The organism is Streptomyces sp. NPDC091271, assembly GCF_044757505.1.
In the GTDB taxonomy this organism is placed as follows: Bacteria; Actinomycetota; Actinomycetes; order Streptomycetales; family Streptomycetaceae; genus Streptomyces.
This window is the reverse complement of sequence record NZ_JBIVVD010000002.1, coordinates 161,329-178,619: the sequence shown is the minus strand read 5'-3', so window position 1 is coordinate 178,619 and position 17,291 is coordinate 161,329. Positions and strand designations below refer to the sequence as shown.

Here is a 17,291-nt window from a genome sequence, read left to right as displayed (position 1 = left end):
CGCCGCGGCGTCGAGGTCTCAGGTGGGGAAGGCGGCCGTGCAGGCCTGGCCTTCACTACGGTTGTCGCTCCCATGGTGACGGGTCCTCACATCCGGCCGATGGCGGCCTCGGCGAGACGGCCGAGCTCCGCGATGGCGTCCTTCGCGGACTGATCGCCGACGATCGCGGGCTCCAGCGTCGGCTTGATCTTCTCCCGGATCTCCATCCAGGCCGCGGTTCCGCCCTCGGAGTACGCGTGCTGGAGGTTCTGGAGGGAGAGATCGACGAACTGGTTCTCCTTGACGTAACCGGTGTCGTTCAGATCGCCGAGTCCGGGTACCGAACCGCGCTGCTGTGCCGCTCCGAGGATCGACTCGGGCGTCGCGAGGTACTCGACCAGCGCACGGGCCGCCGCAGGATGCTTGGAGCGTGCGGCCTGTGTGACGAGCGTGCCGCCCTGGAGCATCGCCGGCCTGCGGTTGGCGAGCACGAACGAGCCGAGCTTGTCGTCCTCGATGAGATCGGGGTTCTGGTCCTTCGTCTGGACCCACAGGGCACTGGACGTCATCATCATCGACGCCTTGCCGGTCTGTACGTTGGACGGGGTGCCGATGTCCGTCTTCTTGGCGTAGTCGGCCGACCCGTCCTCGACCAGGTCCTTGAAGAACTGGAGGGCCTCGACCCCGCGGGCGTCGGTGAACAGCACCTTCTTGCCGTCCGAGCTGAAGAGCTGACCGCCGTTGGCGAAGAGGAAGGTCTCCCAGCACTGGCGCAGGTCGATGGAGAACGGGTCGAAACCCATGTGGCCGTCTCCGGTCAGCTGCTTCGCGACGGCGCGCAGCTCGGCCCAGTTGGCCGGTGTCTTCTTGATGCCGGCCTCGGCGAAGTGGTCCTTGCGGTACACGACGATGCGGGTGTCGAGGACGACGGGCAGAGCGTAGAGCTTCCCGTCGTAGCGCGAGGGCTCGAGCACGCGCTTCTCGTAGTCGTGCGCGGAGGCGAACGCCTCCGGGAGCTCGGCGATCGCCTTCTTCGAGGCGAACGGGGGGATCCAGCCGACGCCCATCATCAGTACGTCGGGCAGCAGCCCGCCGGCGAGCCCGGTGGTGATCTTCTCGTTGAGCTGCGCGTACGTCGTGTAGTCGACGTTCACCTTGACGTCCGGATACTTCTTCCGGAACCCGCCGAGGATCTTCTCCTCCAGGAGCGTCTTGCCGTCGGCGCCTTCGTAGATCGGTGTGAGCAGCGTGATCTCGCCCTCGGCTGGGCCGTCGGCCGAACCGGCGGACGACGCGCCGCCGCCACAGCCCGCGAGAGCGGCAGCAGCGGTGCCCGCGCCGATCGCGGCGAGCACGGACCGTCTGTTGAGTTCCATGGGGCACCCCTTTTGAGGTGGAGCGGTGGATCGATCCAGCTCGGACCTCCCGGACATGGCTGGGAAGTGCTGGTAAATCGATGCAGTGATGCTAGGAACGCCTTGAGAGTGTCGTCAACAGCTGATGCACAACAATTTTCAGGGGCGTTAACGGGTGTACCGGTAGAGCGCGTTCAGTAAATCGGTACACTAGGATCAGCAGTGCGTTCCGAACCGGAGGTGGCATGAGCGGGGTAACGATCCATCAGGTCGCCGAGGCCGCAGGGGTCTCGGCGAGCACGGTCTCCAACGTCCTCAACGGGCGTACCGACCGTATGCAGGCGGCCACCCTGGCTCGCGTGGAGCAGGTGATCGAGCAGCTCAACTACCGTCCCAACCGGGCCGCCCGCATGCTCCGCACCGGCCGTATCAAGGTCATCGGCCTGATCGTGCCGTCCGTCGCCAACCCGTTCTGGGGGGCGCTGGCCAGGGAGCTGGAGGCCATCGCGCTGGCCGAGGGCTACCACGTGCTGCTCTGCAACAGCGAGCGCGATCCCGCCCGCGAGCTGAAGTACGGTGAGGAGCTGCTCGCCGACGGGGTGAGCGGTGTGGTTCTCTGCTCCTCGCTGCCCTCACTCGACCATATGACGCCGCTGCTGAGCAGGGGACTCAAGATGGTGGCCTTCGACCGGACGGCGCAGGCGGGGGACCCTTCGTCACTGGCCAGCATCAGTGTGGACAACGCGATGGGGGCCGAGCTCGCCACCCGTCATCTGATCGAACTGGGCCACCGGAAACTGGCCTTCGTCTCGGGTTCCGTCCACAGCGTGAACCGACGCGAGCGGCTGCGGGGCTTCCGGGCGGCCCTGGAGGCGAGCGGCCTCGATCCGGCCGATGCGATCGTCTGGCCCGGCGCGGACACCACCGAGTTCGGTGACAAGGACGCGGCCGAACTCGGCCGGAACGCGGCCAGGGAGCTCCTCACCCGGCCGGACCCGCCCACCGGCTTCGTCGCGATCAACGACATGTGTGCGATCGGGATCTGCCGGGGCGCCAAGGACGCCGGACGCGGCGCGGGGCGGGACGTCTCGGTGGTCGGGTTCGACGACATCCTGCTCGCCGACCTCTTCGAGCCGCCGCTCACCACGGTCCGTCAGCCGCTTCCGGAGATGGCCGCCGAGACGTTCCAGCAGTTGCGCGCCCGGATCGACTCCGCCCCCGCGGCCGGGCGGTCCCTGTTGATCAGGCCCCGGCTGGTGGTACGCGAATCGACGGCACCGGCACCGGACGGGGCCGGGATTCCGGCCGGGTCCGCCAACCCGTCCGCTTCCACCGTCCCTTCCCCGGCCACCACCTCGCCGGCGCTCGCCGCCACGGGAGTCGGCGGGCCGGCCGCAGGCTGACCGACCGGACAGCGCCCCGCCCGGTCGGCCGACCGGGCGGGGCGCTGTCCGGTCGGGGTCCCTCCTGGTGACGAGGCGCTGATGCGGGGCGGTCAGGAAGCGGTGCAGGCTCCTACGACCGGTGCCGAGGTGTTGCCGTTCGTCGTGACGGTGAACCCGAAACTCGTCGAGGTGCCTGCCGCCAGCGTCCCGTTCCAGGCGAGCTTGACCGTCATCACGTTGCCGGACGTGGTGGCCGTGCCGTTCCAGACGGCGGAGACCTTCTGGGGCGAGGGTACGGTCACCGGAACCGTCCAGGCGCTGATGCCCGACCCGCCCGCCTTGACGGTCACCTGCCCGTTGTAGCCGCCGTTCCACGTCGAGGTCTGGGTGTACGTCGCCGTGCAGGCGCCGGTGCCGCCGCCGTCCTCACCGCCGCCGTCCCCGCCTCCGCCGGAACCGCCGAGCGCGGCGAGCACCGCGTCGTAGGCCGGCTTCTTGTTGTAGTCACCGTCGAAGAGCAGCGGGGTGCCACTGCTGCGCCACGAGTACTTGTCCGTGACGCCCCAGACCGTCATGCCCGTGCACCGTGTGACAGCCAGGCAGGCGTTCACCACCTTGGTGTAGTTGGCGGCCTGCGCCGATCCGGAGCCCTCGATGTCCAGCTCGGTGATCTGCACGTCGACACCGAGGTCCGCGAAGCGCTGGAGGTTGGCCTGGAAGTCGGAGGGGACGGGTGAGTTGCTGTTGAAGTGCGACTGGAAGCCCACGCAGTCGATCGGGACGCCGCGCTGCTTGAAGTCCTTCACCATGTCGTAGACCGCGTTGCTCTTCGCGTTCTGACCGTCGGTGTTGTAGTCGTTGTAGCAGAGCTTGGCGTCGGCATCGACCGTACGAGCGGTGCGGAACGCGTCCTCGATGAAGCCGTTGCCGAGCTTGTCCTGGAACGGCGAGCTGCGCCGGGCCCCGCTGCTGCCGTCCTGGTAGGCCTCGTTCACCACGTCCCACGAGTGGATCTTGCCCTTGTAGTGGGTCATCACCTGGGTGATGTGGTTGTTCATGGCGGAGCGGAGATCGGTGGCGCCCAGGCCGCTCACCCAGCCCGGCAGCTGCGAATGCCACACGAGGGTGTGGCCCCTGACCTTCATGCCCCTGCTCTGCGCGTGACTGACGATCCGGTCGGCCGCCGAGAAGTTGAACGAGTTGCGGGAGCCCTCGACGGCGTCCCACTTCATCTCGTTCTCGGGTGTGACCGAGTCGAACTGGGCGTCGAGCGTCGACGCGTACGCCGCCTCGCCGAGGTGATTGGCCGCCACCGCCGTGCCGAAGTAGCGGCCCTTCGCCGCCGCGGCGTCGCCGAGAGCGCCGGCGGCCTCGGCGTTGCCCGCGAGCGCGACGACACCGGCTGCGGCGAGGACGCCCGCCGTGACGAGGGACAGTGCCCGTCTGGCGCGGGCCGGCAGGTGCGGGCGGGCGGGTACGCCGCCTGGAGGAATCTGGGCCATCACGTTTCCAGCCTCTTCTTCCGGTTGCCGGGCGGGTCGAACTGGAAGCCCGGACAGGGGGATTCGGACCGTTCGAGGTGCTGTCGAGCCATCGGCGCACACACACCGGGAGGGCGTCCGTCGACGGAAGGACGAGCTGCGGAACAGGGGGAGCGAGGGAGAGTATGCGCCCCACGGGAAGTCGAGTCAACGCTATATTTCCGAAATATTTCCGAGTGAACACCCGCTCATTTGAGGGCAGTTGTCCATTCCGCCTGCATGTACGGGGGATCCGATGGGCCATGTGGGGTCCACTTCGCGGATACTCCGGTCATCGAGCTCGGGCATGGCGAAAGAAGTTGATGCTGTGTGCCGAAACTTTCGAACCGCTTCCATGGAGGGGAAGACGCTCCGGATCCGTCGGGGGAAATGAGCGAGCGCGGGCCCTCGGGGGAGGCCCGCGCTCGGTCTCGCGCAGGTGCGGGTGCTCTCGGCGCGGGTGTCCTCAGCCGCGGATGAGTGAGAAGCCGAGGGACGACCCCCGCCGAGACGGTCACCATGCCGGGTGATGTGGATGACGGGCCCGAGCTGCGCTCCGGCAGCCTCCGCGTACAGGGCCGCCTTCTCCCGCGCCGCGGCCACGGCCGCCGTGCGCGCACGGGAGCGCAGTTCCCTCTTCGCGCGTAAACCCGCCCACCCGCAACGGACCACGCCCCTGGAGACGTGCCACCGAACGGGACGCGAAAGCGGCAACCCAGCGCATCCAACACCGTTCGGGATGCGCCCAGAACACATCAGTGGGTCCAGGACCCACTCATGCACACTGGATAGGAACGGTGTCTATGGACTGGGTTCCATTCACGCCGGTCATCCAACCAGGTGGGCCGGCTCAGTCGGAGGAAACGGTCCATCCCTCGGCCTCGATGCGTCCGGCATCGCGAGGCCTGTTCCCGTCGAAGAGCGTACGGCCGCGGTCCTCCACCCGGACGTCGTCCACGTAGACGCCGCGCCCGACATACAACTGGTCGGTGACGTAGCGCCAGCGCAGCCGGACCTCGGTGCCCCGCCACGCTTCGAGGTCCGCCTCCAGCCGGTGCCAGACGCGTCCCGACCAGCCGGAGACCGACCCGTCCGGGTGCGGCCGCGGCTCCCCGGGCCCGTCTCCGTGGGTCGGAACGGTGGTGAAGGGTACGGGCTTCCATGTCGCCCCGGAGTCCGAGGACGCCTCCAGGCGGAGCACGTCCGAAGCCGGCTCGGTGTCCCACCACAGCGCGCAGCTGAGCGCCGGGCGGGAGGAGACCGGGAGCACCGCGGGCAGTGTGAGCGTCGCGGCGGCGGCACTCGCCATACCGGAGAACCAGGCGGTACGGCCCCGGGCCGGACGGACGGGCACCGCCCGCGCCATCCGGTTGGCCGCCGCCACCCGCGGAGCGCTGCCGGAACGCCATGTGCGCACAGGGTGGACGGAGTTGCCCAGAATGATCAGGAACGAGTCACTCGTCGGATCGAGGACCAGACTCGTGCCGGTGAACCCGGTGTGGCCCGCTGTGCGCGGGGTGGCCATCGCGCCCATGTACCAGTGCTGGTAGAGCTCGAAGCCCAGGCCGTGTTCGTCGCCGGGGAAGGCGGTGTTGAAGTCGGTGAACAACAGCTCCACGGACTCCTCGGACAGGATCCGGGAGGTGCCGTAGCTTCCGCCGTTGAGCAGCGTGCGGGCCAGTACGGCCAGATCCCAGGCGCACGAGAAGACGCCCGCGTGGCCGGCGACCCCGCCCAGGCTGTACGCGTTCTCGTCATGGACCTCGCCCCAGACCAGTCCGCGCTCCAGCCCCGACCAGGGCAGCCGGGCGTCCTCGGTGGCCGCGATCTTCGGCTTCCAGGAGGCGGGCGGGTTGTAGCGGGTGCGATGCATCCCGAGCGGAGCGGTGATCTCGTCGCGGAGCAGGTCGTCCTGAGTGCGTCCGGTGATCTTCTCCAGGATCAACTGCAGCGAGATCAGATTGAGGTCGGAGTAGAGATACGCCGTACCGGGAGCCGAGGCGGGCACCTCGTCCCAGAGCAGGCGCAGCTTCCCCTCACGGGTCGGCTCCTTGTAGAGCGGGATCCAGGACCGGAAGCCCGAGGTGTGCGTCAGCAGCTGACGGACCGTGATGTCCTGCTTGCCGCCGCCGGCGAAGTCGGGGAGGTAGGACGCGACAGCCGCCTCGAGCTCCAGCGCGCCTCGCTCGATCTGCTGCACGGCGAGGATCGAGGTGAACAGCTTGGACACCGAGGCCAGGTCGAAGACCGTGTCCTCGGCCATCGCGATCTGCTGGTCGGGCGGGAACTCCACCCCGGTGTCGGTCTTCTCGTCGTACGCCGCATAGCGAACCGCGCTGCCGAGCGGCCGGTGGAGCGCCACGGTGCCGCCCCGGCCCGCGAGCAGGACCGCACCCGCGTACCAGGGGTGCGCGGGGGAGTCGGCGAGGTACTTCTCCGCATCGGCGACGAGCAGGTCGAGCTGGTCCGGCAGCAGCCCGGCACGTGCGGCCGACCCGCGGCGCAGCGTCGGCCGGCCCCGCCCTGATCCCATACCCGTCCCGGTCTCCGATGCTCCGCCGCCCAGCGGTCCCGTGCCCCGCTCGGCACCGGCCGCCGCTCCAGCCGGCCCCGCGAAGGGGATCGGGGCAAGGGCGAACGCCCCGCCCAGCGCCAGTATCCCGCCGCCCAGCCTCCGGCGGCTCATTCCCCGTCCCGACACGTCTCCGGCCATCCGGAACCCCTTCCCCTCACGTCGAAAGCACCCACGCGAAAGTAACTTTCGAAATCTCGTACGGTGATGAAACTTCCTGCCGAAGCAGAGATTACTGTCACCACTGCCGCACGAGGGGCCCCTCGCGGAACAAAGAATCTGACGTGACGTCAGGTCATGGAGGCGGGCGACGCCGACACGGGCGTTCCGGGCTCTTGACCCTCGACGGCCGGCCACCCAGGATCACGCCATGACAGGTGTACGCAGCAGCACAGTGGACGGCGTCCTGACCCGCAGCGCACGGCGCACCCCGGAGCGCACCGCCGTGCGGTACGCCGAGCGGTCCTGGACCTACGCGGCCCTCGACGAGGCGGTCAGTACAGCGGCCGCCGTGCTGACCGCCGCGCACGGCCTCCGCCCCGGTGACCGGGTGGCCTCCTACGCCCACAATTCGGACGTGTACCTGATCGCCTATCTGGCGTGCGCCCGTGCCGGGCTGGTCCATGTACCGGTCAATCAGAATCTCACCGGCGAGGACCTGGCATACATCCTCCGCCAGTCCGGCAGCGCGCTCGTCCTCACCGACCCCGGACTGGCCCCGCGAGTCCCGGCGGACCGGGACGTACGGCCGCTACGCGACGCGCCGGACTCCCTCCTCGGCGAGCTGGACACCCCGCGCGCCTTCACCCCCGTACGCGAACCCGGCGCCGACGACCTTGTGCAGCTGCTCTACACCTCCGGCACGACCGCCCAGCCCAAGGGCGCGATGATGACGCACGGCGCACTGGTCCACGAGTACGTCAGCGCCGTCACCGCCCTCGACCTGCGCGCCACGGACCGGCCGGTGCATTCGCTGCCCCTCTACCACTCCGCGCAAATGCATGTGTTCCTGCTGCCGTATCTCGCCGTGGGCGCCGAGAACACCATTCTCGACGCCCCCGACGCCGGCCGGATCTTCGATCTGGTCGAAACCGGTCAGGCGGACAGCCTCTTCGCGCCGCCGACCGTCTGGATCGGACTCGCCAACCACCCGGAGTTCGCGACCCGTGAGCTCGGAGCGCTCCGCAAGGCGTACTACGGCGCGTCGATCATGCCGGTGCCCGTCCTGGAACGCCTGCGCGAGCGACTGCCGGAGCTGGCGTTCTACAACTGCTTCGGCCAGAGCGAGATCGGCCCCCTCGCCACCGTCCTCGGACCCGAGGAGCACGAAGGGCGGATGGACTCCTGCGGGCGACCCGTGCTCTTCGTCGAGGCGAAGGTGGTCGACGAGGGCGGCAAGGAGGTGCCCGACGGCACGGCGGGTGAGGTGGTCTACCGCTCCCCTCAGCTGTGCCAGGGCTACTGGGACAAACCGGAGGAGAGCGCAGAGGCGTTCCGTGACGGCTGGTTCCACTCCGGTGACCTCGCCGTGCGCGACCCGGAGGGCTACTTCACGGTCGTCGACCGGGTGAAGGACGTCATCAACTCGGGAGGTGTGCTCGTCGCCTCCCGACAGGTGGAGGATGCCCTCTACACCCACCCCGCGGTGGCCGAGGCTGCCGTGGTGGGGCTGCCCGACGCGCGCTGGATCGAGGCCGTCACCGCGATCGTCGTGCTCCGGGGAGAGGCCTCGGAATCAGAACTGATCGAGCACACCCGCTCGGCACTCGCCCACTTCAAAGCACCGAAGAGGGTCCTCTTCGTCGGTGAACTCCCGCGCAACGCCAGCGGCAAGATCCTGAAGAGGGAGCTGCGGGACCGTTTCTCGGAGAAGGACGCCGCAGCGGCTCCACCGCCGGCGCGTACGACGGAGGGCCGGCCTCCCTCGTAGGCTGCAGCCTTCAGGTGAGTGACAGGAGAGTGGCGTGTCCGGGACGACGGTGTCCGAGGTGATGGCCGAGCTCGCCGAGCTCGAGGATCCGAGAATTCGCGAGGTGAACGAGAGACACGGCGACGATCACGGCGTGAACCTCGGCAAGCTGCGCGCGCTCGCGAAGCGGCTGAAGACGCAGCAGGAACTCGCATGCCGGCTCTGGGAGACGGATGACACCGCGGCGAGACTGCTGGCGCTGCTGATCTGCCGCCCGAAGGCGTTCGGGCGTGACGAGCTGGACGCCATGCTGCGCCAGGCGCGTACACCCAAGGTGAACGACTGGCTCGTGAATTACGTGGTGAAGAAGAACCCGCACGCCGAAGAGCTGCGTCCGGCCTGGTCCGCCGATCCGGACCCGGTGGTCGCCGGTGCCGGCTGGGCGCTGACCACCGAACGCGTGGCGAAGAAGCCCGAGGGGCTCGACCTCGTGGGACTGCTCGACGTCATCGAGGCACGGATGCGGGACGCCCCGCCCCGCCTGCAGTGGGCGATGAACCACTGCCTGGCTCAGATCGGGATCGAACACGCCGATCACCGTGCCCGTGCGATGGACATCGGTGAGCGCCTGGAGGTTCTCAAGGACTACCCGACCTCCCCGGGCTGCACGTCTCCGTACGCGCCCGTCTGGATCACCGAGATGGTGAGCCGTCAGCAGGGCCGGCCGGTGGCCTGACCGGCGGCAGCGGCCCCCTCCCGCAGGGCTACGGAGCCATCGGCCGAGTGTGCGTCTTAGCCCGTTCGCCGTCCTGGACGTGATCCCCTTTCAGTTCTTCTTCCGGATCGGGTGACCTGCGAGAACGGTCGTCCGTCCGCCGAGCCCGGAGCCTGGCCGGGTGACGTGTGGGGCAGAACCTCGTGTTGCGCAGGTGACGGGCTGTCGGTTGCCTCGAAGGCGGAACACAGCAGAGGTGCCGCGCAGACCGGCCGGACCCTGCTCCCGTTGGAGGATCCACATGCGCAACACACGCATCGGCGCGGGTGTCTGTCTGGCCGTCGGTTCTCTCGCACTCGCGGCCCCGGCCGCCGGAGCCGCGGCCGACCCCTCAGGTGAACAGACCATTCGCATCAGCCCGGCGAAGGCCTCACCAGGCTCAGAGGTCACCGTCGTCACCAGAGCCTGCGGCAAGGAGACCTACGGCAAGGGCACGTCGGAGGCAGGAGGGGCCTTTCACCTCTTCAAGGGTGACCGGGCCGGGGTGCTGGTCGGCGTGTTCGACATCCCGGCGGGGACCCGGCCGGGCACCGACACCGTCACCGTGAAGTGCCCGCCCCGGACGAGGATCACGGACACGTACCAGATCGCCGACCGCGCACCCACCGGCGGGGTCGACGCCGGCTTCGGAGCGCCCACCGACCAGAACACGCAGCTCGCCGCGGGCAGTGTGCTGCTCGCCGCGGCGGCGGCCGGGGGAGTGGTCAGGGTGCGCCGCCGGACCGCCGCAGCGCGCTCCTGACCGCACTGCTCACGTCCGCGGGGGCCGGGAAGGCGTACCTTCCCGGCCCGCGGCGCCCCACCCACCCGCTGCGAAGCAGAGGCACGCGATGAAATCCGGGAGTACCAACAGCGCGACACCGCCGGCGTTCCCAGCGGTGAAGCACCTCGTCTGGGCCCTGGTGGCAGGTACGGCCCTGGTGATGAGTGGAACGCGCGACGACCGCCCACCTCAGCCGCCGGCGGCCGGGACAGCCGCTCCCGCCGCCGCGCTGTCCGCCACGTCGGTCCCGCCCACAGCCCGCCCCCCGAGGCCCGCGCAGGCTCTCGCCTACCTGGCCCCGGAACGGCCCGTGACCCGGCCGCCCTCCTACCTGCGCCACCCCGCCATGGCGCCGGCGCCTCCGGCCCCGCCGCCCGCCCGTCCGGGCCCCCTGGCCCCCGTGCCGGTGAGCCCGCCGGATCAGACCCCCGCCGACCCGGCCTCCACGCGCCCGGGGCCCAGCGGCGGTGCCTCCGTCCCGCCCCCCTCCGTGCGGCCGCTCGCGCCCGCGACTCCGCTCCGGCTTCGGATCCCGGTTCTCGAGGTGGACGCCCCTCTGATGAAGCTCGCGCTGAACACGGCGGGAGCGCTCGAGCCTCCGCCCGACAACAACCCCGTACTCGCCGGCTGGTACGCGGGCGGGACGGTGCCCGGCGCCGTGGGCACCGCGGTCGCGGCCGGGCACGTGGACACCCGTCTCGGGCCCGGCGTCTTCCACGAGCTGGGAACCGTGCGCAAGGGCGCCACCATCGAGATCGTCCGGGCGGACCTGCGCACGGCCGTGTTCACCGTCTACGCCGTCGCGGTCTACAACAAGACGAACTTCCCGGACGACAAGGTCTACGGCCCCTCCGCCCGCCCCGAACTGCGGGTGATCACCTGCGGTGGCGTCTACAACAAGAAGACGGGCTACCAGGACAACGTCGTGGTCTTCGCCTCCATGACCGCCTCGCGCTGAACACCCCGGGCCGCACCGTGCCCCTGGCGGTCTCGCTCACCCGGCCGCCCACAGCTGTCCCGCAGCCGGCCCCTCCAGCCGCGGCCCCCTCAGCGGGCCTCCCTCAGATCGACGATCCGCTTGATCTTGCCGACCGACCGCTCCAGTGTCTCCGGATCGACGATCTCGACCCCGACGCTCACGCCGACCCCGTCCTTCACCGCTGCCGCGATGGACCGGGCGGCCTCCTCGCGCTCGGCGGTAGAGGCACCGGCCCGTGCCTCCGCCCGCACGGTCAGCGCGTCCATCCGCCCCTGCCGGGTCAGTCGCAGCTGGAAGTGCGGAGCCACTCCCGGAGTCCGCAGCACGATCTCCTCGATCTGCGTGGGAAAGAGATTCACCCCGCGCAGGATCACCATGTCGTCGCTGCGACCGGTGATCTTCTCCATCCGGCGGAAGACGCGGGCAGTCCCCGGCAGCAGCCGCGTCAGGTCACGGGTCCGGTAGCGGATCACCGGCATGGCCTCCTTGGTGAGCGAGGTGAAGACCAGCTCGCCCTCCTCCCCGTCCGGCAGGACCTCACCGGTGAACGGGTCGACGACCTCCGGATAGAAGTGGTCCTCCCAGATGTGGAGCCCGTCCTTGGTCTCGACGCACTCCTGAGCCACCCCGGGACCCATAACCTCCGACAGCCCGTATATGTCGACGGCGTCGATGGCGAACCGCTCCTCGATCTCGTCGCGCATCTGCTCGGTCCACGGCTCGGCTCCGAAGATGCCGACCTTCAGCGACGTCGTCCGGGGATCGACTCCCTGGCGTTCGAACTCGTCGAGCAGGGTGAGCATGTACGAGGGCGTGATCATGATGATCTCCGGCCGGAAGTCCTGGATCAGCTGCACCTGGCGCGCCGTCATGCCCCCGGACGCCGGAATGACGGTGCAGCCGAGGCGCTCCGCCCCGTAATGCGCTCCCAGGCCACCGGTGAACAGGCCGTATCCGTAGGCCACATGGGCTTTGTGGCCAGGCCGGCCGCCCGCCGCCCTGATCGACCGGGCGACCACGTCCGCCCAGGTGTCCAGGTCGTGTTCCGTGTACCCGACCACCGTGGGCCGGCCGGTCGTGCCGCTGGACGCGTGGACCCGCCGCACCCGGTCCTCGGGAACGGCGAACATCCCGAACGGGTAGTTGTCGCGCAGGTCGGCCTTGACGGTGAACGGGAAGCGGGAGAGATCGGCGAGCGCACGGCAGTCCTCGGGGCGCAGCCCCGCCTTGTCGAACGCCGCGCGGTAGAAGGCGACGTTCTCGTAGGCGTGCCGCAGCGTGGCCTGGAGTCGCTCCAACTGCAGGGACTCGAGCTCGTCGCGGCCGAGCCGCTCGCCGGCGTCAAGCAGCGCGGTCATACGGATCATCCCCTCGCCGACCGGCGACCGACCATTCGGTCGCCTCCTGGGAGCAGTAATTCAGGAGGTGGGGGGTTCTGGCAAGGGGTGCGGGCGGCCTGTGGACAACTCCTGGTCAGAAGCCCAGCTCGGTGAGCCCGGGGTGGTCGTCCGGCCGCCGTCCGGGTGTCCAGCGGAACCGGCGCCCGGACTCCTCGATCGGGACGTCGTTGATCGACGCGTGGCGCACCCGCATGAGTCCGCCGCTGTCGAATTCCCAGTTCTCGTTGCCGAAGGACCGGTGCCAGCGGCCTCCGTGGTCGTGCCACTCGTAGGCGAAACGCACGGCGATCCGGCTGCCGTCGTACGCCCACAGTTCCTTGACGAGACGGTAATCCAGCTCCCGGGCCCACTTTCGTGTCAGGAAGCCGATGATCTCCCGACGCCCGGTCACCCACTCGGCGCGATTGCGCCAGCGGGAGTCCGGTGTATAGGCGAGCGCCACCTTCTCCGGGTCCCGGGTGTTCCAGGCGTCCTCGGCGCGGCGGACCTTTGCGGCCGCGGACCCCTGGGTGAACGGCGGGACGAGCGGCTGCGCGTTCATGCGACCCCTCCGCAGGCGGGAGAACGGGCGTTCTCCTCGTGGTGCCGTACTGTAGGAGAACGCGCGTTCTCCCGCAAGCCCGCCGACAGGCGGACGCGGCACGCAGGGCGCGGACGAGGGCACGCACGTACGGCGACGAGGGGCATCACGGTGGATCCCGCACAAGCTCGGTCCGCGGCACTGGAAGCCGCCGAGGACCTCTTCTACGCCCGCGGTGTCCAAGCGGTCTCCATGGACGAGATCCGCGCTGCCTCAGGTGTCTCGCTCAAGCGCCTGTACGGGCTCTTCCCCTCCAAGTCCGCGCTGGTCCGTGCGTGCCTCGAAGCCAGGGACACCCGGTGGCGCGCACAACTCGCCGCATACGTGGACAGCTGCCCGGGCCCGCCGCGGGACCGGGTCCTCGCGGTCTTCGACTGGCTGCACCTGTGGTTCTCCGAGCCCGGCTTCCGCGGCTGCGCCTTCAACAACAGCTTCGGCGAGATCGGTGCGACGGACGCCTCCGTCGCCGGCATCGCACGCCTTCACAAGGAAGCCTTCCGTGCCTACATCACCGGCCTGGTCGTGGCGGCGGGTGAGCCGGAGGGATCCGCCGTCGCCTACGTGCTGCTCGCCGAAGGCGCGATCGTCACCGCGGCCGTCGCCGGGACGCCCGAGCCCGCACACCAGGCCCGGAAGGCGGCCGTGCGGCTCCTGTCGGACGCCGCCGTCACCTGATTCGCTCTGGGCGTACGCACCTGCAACGGGCCGCCCGCACTGTTTGGATGACTGTTATGCCGATCTTCAGCACGTACGACGGAACCGGACTCGCCTATCACCTGGTGGGCGAGGGCGAACCGCTGATCTGCCTGCCGGGCGGCCCCATGCGGGCGGCCCGCTATTTCGGCGACCTCGGCGGCCTGTCCCGGGTGCGGCAGCTGGTGCTGCTGGATCTGCGGGGCACCGGGGAATCCGCCGTCCCGGATGACCCGTCGACCTACCGGATCGACCGTCTCGTCGAGGACGTCGAGGCGCTCCGCGCGCACCTCGGCCTCGAACAGGCCGATGTGCTGGGCCACTCCGCCTCCGGTGAACTCGCCGCGCTCTACGCCGCGAAGTACCCCCGGCGACTGCGTTCCCTCACGCTCGTCACACCCGGGACAGGCACCCTGGGCCTTCCCGCCACCGACCAGGACCGGCGCGACGCCGCAGCGCTGCGCGCCCACGAGCCCTGGTACGCCGAGGCCAGGGCCGCGCTGGACGAGATCCAGGCCGGACGCGCCACGCCGGAGGCCTGGGCGGGGATCCGACCGTTCATGTACGGGCGCTGGGACGCCCCCGCCCAGGCCCACGCCGCCGAATCCCCCGTGCAGCGAAACGCCCTGGCCGGGTCGTTCTACTACCCGGAGGACGGCCTCGACACCGACGCCGCGGTCGCCGCACTCCGCGAGCTGCCGTTGCCCGTGCTCGTCCTCGCGGGGGAGTACGACGGAGGCCCCAGCCCCGACCGCGCGGCGGAACTCGCCGCGCTCTTCCCCCACTCGCAATTCGTCGTCCAGCGGGGCGCCGGCCACTTCCCGTGGATGGACGACCCCGGTGCCTTCGTCCGCACCGTCACGGCCTTCCTGGACCCCGACCTCAGCAGTGTGCAGGCGGGCGGGATCCGGCTCGCGTACCGCACCTGGGGCGACCCCTCGGCCCCGCCCGTCGTCCTCGCCCACGGGCGGGGCGGCAGCAGCCTGGACTGGACGGGCATCGCCGAACAGCTCGCGGCCCGCCACCGGGTGTACGCACTCGACTTCCGGGGCCACGGCCTCAGCGACTGGCCGGGCCGATACTCCTTCGAATTCTTCCGTGACGACCTGCACGCCTTCCTGGAGACCCGCAATCTCGCCGGCGCCACAGTGATCGGGCACTCGATGGGCGGAGCGGCAGCCCTGCTGCTGGCCGAGCGGCACCCGGAACTGGTCGGGGCCCTGGTCGTCGAGGACGCCCCGTCCCTGCTCCCGCTCGACCCACCCCGCGGGCCGGCCGAACGTCCGCCGGGCGAGCTCGGCTTCGACTGGCAGGTCGTTCCGTCCATCGACGCCCAGCTCAACGCCCCTGACCCCGCCGCACGTGAGTGCCTGGGCGAGATCACCGCCCCGGTACTCGTCGTCGGAGGGGCCCGCAGCCACGTCGACCAGGGGCAACTGGCCTGGATGGCGGAGCAGATACCCCAAGGACGGTTCGCCTCCGTCGACGCCGGGCACCTCGTGCACGCCGACAACCCCCAGGCGTTCCTCGAGGCCCTCAGGTCGTTCGGCGTCGGCTGACGGGCCCCACGGGGCCCGCCGGCCGCACCTCCCGCCGCGTCAGCCGCGGTGGAGCAGAGTCACCATGACCTCGTACAGCGTCGCCTCCGGGTCCGCCGCCGCGCCGTGCGAACGCCAGGCGACGAACCCGTCGGGCCGCACGAGCACGGCGCCTTCGGCGGACGTTCCATGGGTGGCGGCCCAGTCGGCCCCCTCCTCGGGCTCCAGATCGGCGCCCGGGGCGGCGCCGATCCCGAAGGCCTCCAGCGGGACCGACAGGCGCTTGGCCACCTGCTCCGCCGCCGTACGCCAGTCCGGATGCCGGGCGTCGTTCAGCAGCACGAACGACTTCTCGTAGAGATCCAGCGTCGACACACGCCCGCCGTCCCGCCCGAGCCACATGTGCGGTGCCCTGGTGCCGGGCTCACCCGTCAGGCCCATGCCTTCGGGCACCACCGGAAGGCCGGGGTCCACGTCGAGCACGGCGCCGCGCACATAGCGGTAGCCGAGTGCGACCGTGAGCATGCCGCCCTTGCGGCCGCCGCCACCCGGGCCGGGTGATCCGGCGTACCCCGGGTGGCTGTGCTCTCCCGAGCGGGCCGACGCACGCGCGCTCGTGGCCTTCGCCACGGGCAGCCGCTCCGCCTCGTACGTCTGGAGAAGCCCCGGTCCCGCCGCCTCGTCGAGCACGGCAGCCAGCTTCCACGCCAGGTTGTGCGCGTCCTGGATACCGGTGTTGGAGCCGAACGCCCCGGTGGGGGACATCTCGTGCGCCGAGTCCCCGGCCAGGAAGACCCGGCCGGAGCCGTACCGCTCGGCGACCCGCTCGGCGGCGTGCCACGGCGCCTTGCCGGTGATCTCCACGTCCAGGTCCGGCGCACCGACCGCCCTGCGGATGTGGTCCGCGCACCGCTCGTCGGTGAAGTCCTCCAGCGTCTCGCCCTGGTCCGGCTGCCACGGCGCGTGGAACACCCACTGCTCCTCGTTGTCCACGGGCAGCAGCGCCCCGTCCGCGTCCGGGGTGGTCAGGTAGCAGACGATGAAGCGCCGGTCGCCCACCACGGAGGCGAGCCGCCGCGAGCGGAACGTGATGCTCACGTTGTGGAAGAGGTCCCCCGGCCCCGTCCGGCCGATGCCCAGCTGCTCCCGGATCGGACTGCGGGGCCCGTCGGCCGCCACCAGATAGTCGGCGCGCACCGTGGTGTGTCCCCCGGTCTCCCGGTCCTTGACCACAGCGGTGACCCCGTCCGCGTCCTGCTCGAAGCTGAGCAGCTCGGTGGAGAACCGCAGCTCGCTGCCCTCCGCCCGGGCATGGGAGACCAGCACCGGCTCCAGGTCGTTCTGGCTGCACAGGCACCAGCCGCTCGGGCTGAACCTGGCGATCCCGCCGCCCGGGTCGATCTCCTTGAACAGCCACTCCTGGTCGTCGCCGGTGAGCGACCCGGCCTGAAGGATTCCGTGATTGTCCGCCAGCACGGATGCGGCGTCCCGGATCAGCTGCTCCGCACCCGCGGTCCGGAACACCTCCATCGTCCGGACGTTGTTCCCCCGCCCCCGTGGGTGGGTCGAGGTGCTGCTGTGTTTCTCCACCAGCAGGTGGCGGACGCCGAGCCGGCTCAGGAAGAGGGAGGCGGACAGGCCCACCAGGGAGCCGCCCACGATGAGGACCGGTACGCGGAGGTCGACGTTCTCGTTCATCAGTTGCTCCAGCTCGGACACGTGACGGATGCAGTGTCCATGCCCTCGCAGGAGGCCTTGGGCCGGACTTCGGCCGACGCCTCACCTGAACGGTTCATAAATCTCGCGCCGCTCGTACCAGCGTTCCACGATCAGTCGCGGGAGC

General features: G+C 70.2%; 14 protein-coding genes. 7 read left to right on the top strand and 7 right to left on the bottom strand.

Features of this window, described 5'->3' with window-relative positions; all coding sequences use genetic code 11:
* Window positions 1–86 precede the first annotated feature (86 nt).
* Window positions 87–1,355 carry an ABC transporter substrate-binding protein gene (locus ACIQM3_RS08255; protein ID WP_401620532.1) on the bottom strand — a complete coding sequence of 423 codons (1,269 nt, stop codon included), beginning with the start codon at window positions 1,353–1,355 and terminating at the stop codon, window positions 87–89.
* Window positions 1,356–1,579: 224 nt separating this feature from the next.
* Between ACIQM3_RS08255 and ACIQM3_RS08250 the strand changes: the two genes are divergently transcribed.
* A complete protein-coding gene (locus tag ACIQM3_RS08250; RefSeq protein ID WP_401620529.1) occupies window positions 1,580–2,737 on the top strand; it encodes a LacI family DNA-binding transcriptional regulator in 1,158 nt (385 codons plus the stop codon).
* 92 nt (window positions 2,738–2,829) lie between these two features.
* Here ACIQM3_RS08250 and ACIQM3_RS08245 read toward each other — a convergent pair whose 3' ends face one another.
* The 3 genes from ACIQM3_RS08245 to ACIQM3_RS08235 form a co-directional block, all read right to left on the bottom strand.
* Complete coding sequence (locus ACIQM3_RS08245; RefSeq protein ID WP_401620526.1) at window positions 2,830–4,221, bottom strand: endo-1,4-beta-xylanase; 1,392 nt, start codon at window positions 4,219–4,221, stop codon at window positions 2,830–2,832.
* Window positions 4,222–4,413: 192 nt separating this feature from the next.
* Window positions 4,414–4,995: an SIMPL domain-containing protein gene (locus ACIQM3_RS08240; protein WP_401622356.1), complete on the bottom strand. Its 582-nt coding sequence runs from the start codon at window positions 4,993–4,995 to the stop codon at window positions 4,414–4,416.
* 94 nt (window positions 4,996–5,089) lie between these two features.
* Window positions 5,090–6,952, bottom strand: coding sequence for a serine hydrolase (locus tag ACIQM3_RS08235; protein ID WP_401620523.1), 1,863 nt, complete (start codon window positions 6,950–6,952; stop codon window positions 5,090–5,092).
* A gap of 229 nt (window positions 6,953–7,181) precedes the next feature.
* Here ACIQM3_RS08235 and ACIQM3_RS08230 point away from each other — a divergent pair, with 229 nt between their 5' ends.
* From ACIQM3_RS08230 to ACIQM3_RS08215, 4 genes are all read left to right on the top strand, one after another.
* On the top strand, window positions 7,182–8,741 hold the full coding sequence (locus ACIQM3_RS08230; protein ID WP_401620520.1) for an acyl-CoA synthetase: 1,560 nt from the start codon (window positions 7,182–7,184) through the stop codon (window positions 8,739–8,741).
* A 61-nt stretch (window positions 8,742–8,802) separates the two neighbouring features.
* Window positions 8,803–9,456 carry a DNA alkylation repair protein gene (locus tag ACIQM3_RS08225; RefSeq protein ID WP_401622353.1) on the top strand — a complete coding sequence of 218 codons (654 nt, stop codon included), beginning with the start codon at window positions 8,803–8,805 and terminating at the stop codon, window positions 9,454–9,456.
* Window positions 9,457–9,736: 280 nt separating this feature from the next.
* Complete coding sequence (locus ACIQM3_RS08220) at window positions 9,737–10,237, top strand: sortase (protein ID WP_401620517.1); 501 nt, start codon at window positions 9,737–9,739, stop codon at window positions 10,235–10,237.
* A gap of 88 nt (window positions 10,238–10,325) precedes the next feature.
* Complete coding sequence (locus ACIQM3_RS08215; protein ID WP_401620514.1) at window positions 10,326–11,216, top strand: class F sortase; 891 nt, start codon at window positions 10,326–10,328, stop codon at window positions 11,214–11,216.
* Between the two features lie 89 nt (window positions 11,217–11,305).
* Here the strand turns inward: ACIQM3_RS08215 and paaK are convergent, their stop codons facing one another.
* Together paaK and ACIQM3_RS08205 are read right to left on the bottom strand one after the other, a co-directional pair.
* A complete protein-coding gene (gene paaK / locus ACIQM3_RS08210; protein WP_401620512.1) occupies window positions 11,306–12,595 on the bottom strand; it encodes a phenylacetate--CoA ligase PaaK in 1,290 nt (429 codons plus the stop codon).
* A gap of 115 nt (window positions 12,596–12,710) precedes the next feature.
* Window positions 12,711–13,178 (bottom strand): DUF1348 family protein, encoded by a 468-nt coding sequence (locus ACIQM3_RS08205; RefSeq protein ID WP_401620509.1) that lies wholly within the window; start codon window positions 13,176–13,178, stop codon window positions 12,711–12,713.
* Between the two features lie 150 nt (window positions 13,179–13,328).
* Between ACIQM3_RS08205 and ACIQM3_RS08200 the strand changes: the two genes are divergently transcribed.
* Together ACIQM3_RS08200 and ACIQM3_RS08195 are read left to right on the top strand one after the other, a co-directional pair.
* Window positions 13,329–13,892 carry a TetR/AcrR family transcriptional regulator gene (locus tag ACIQM3_RS08200; RefSeq protein WP_401620506.1) on the top strand — a complete coding sequence of 188 codons (564 nt, stop codon included), beginning with the start codon at window positions 13,329–13,331 and terminating at the stop codon, window positions 13,890–13,892.
* A 56-nt stretch (window positions 13,893–13,948) separates the two neighbouring features.
* On the top strand, window positions 13,949–15,469 hold the full coding sequence (locus tag ACIQM3_RS08195) for an alpha/beta fold hydrolase (RefSeq protein WP_401620503.1): 1,521 nt from the start codon (window positions 13,949–13,951) through the stop codon (window positions 15,467–15,469).
* 39 nt (window positions 15,470–15,508) lie between these two features.
* On the opposite strand, the gene ACIQM3_RS08190 is transcribed toward ACIQM3_RS08195, so the two are convergent.
* Window positions 15,509–17,146 (bottom strand): FAD-dependent oxidoreductase, encoded by a 1,638-nt coding sequence (locus ACIQM3_RS08190; RefSeq protein ID WP_401622350.1) that lies wholly within the window; start codon window positions 17,144–17,146, stop codon window positions 15,509–15,511.
* Window positions 17,147–17,291: the final 145 nt, after the last annotated feature.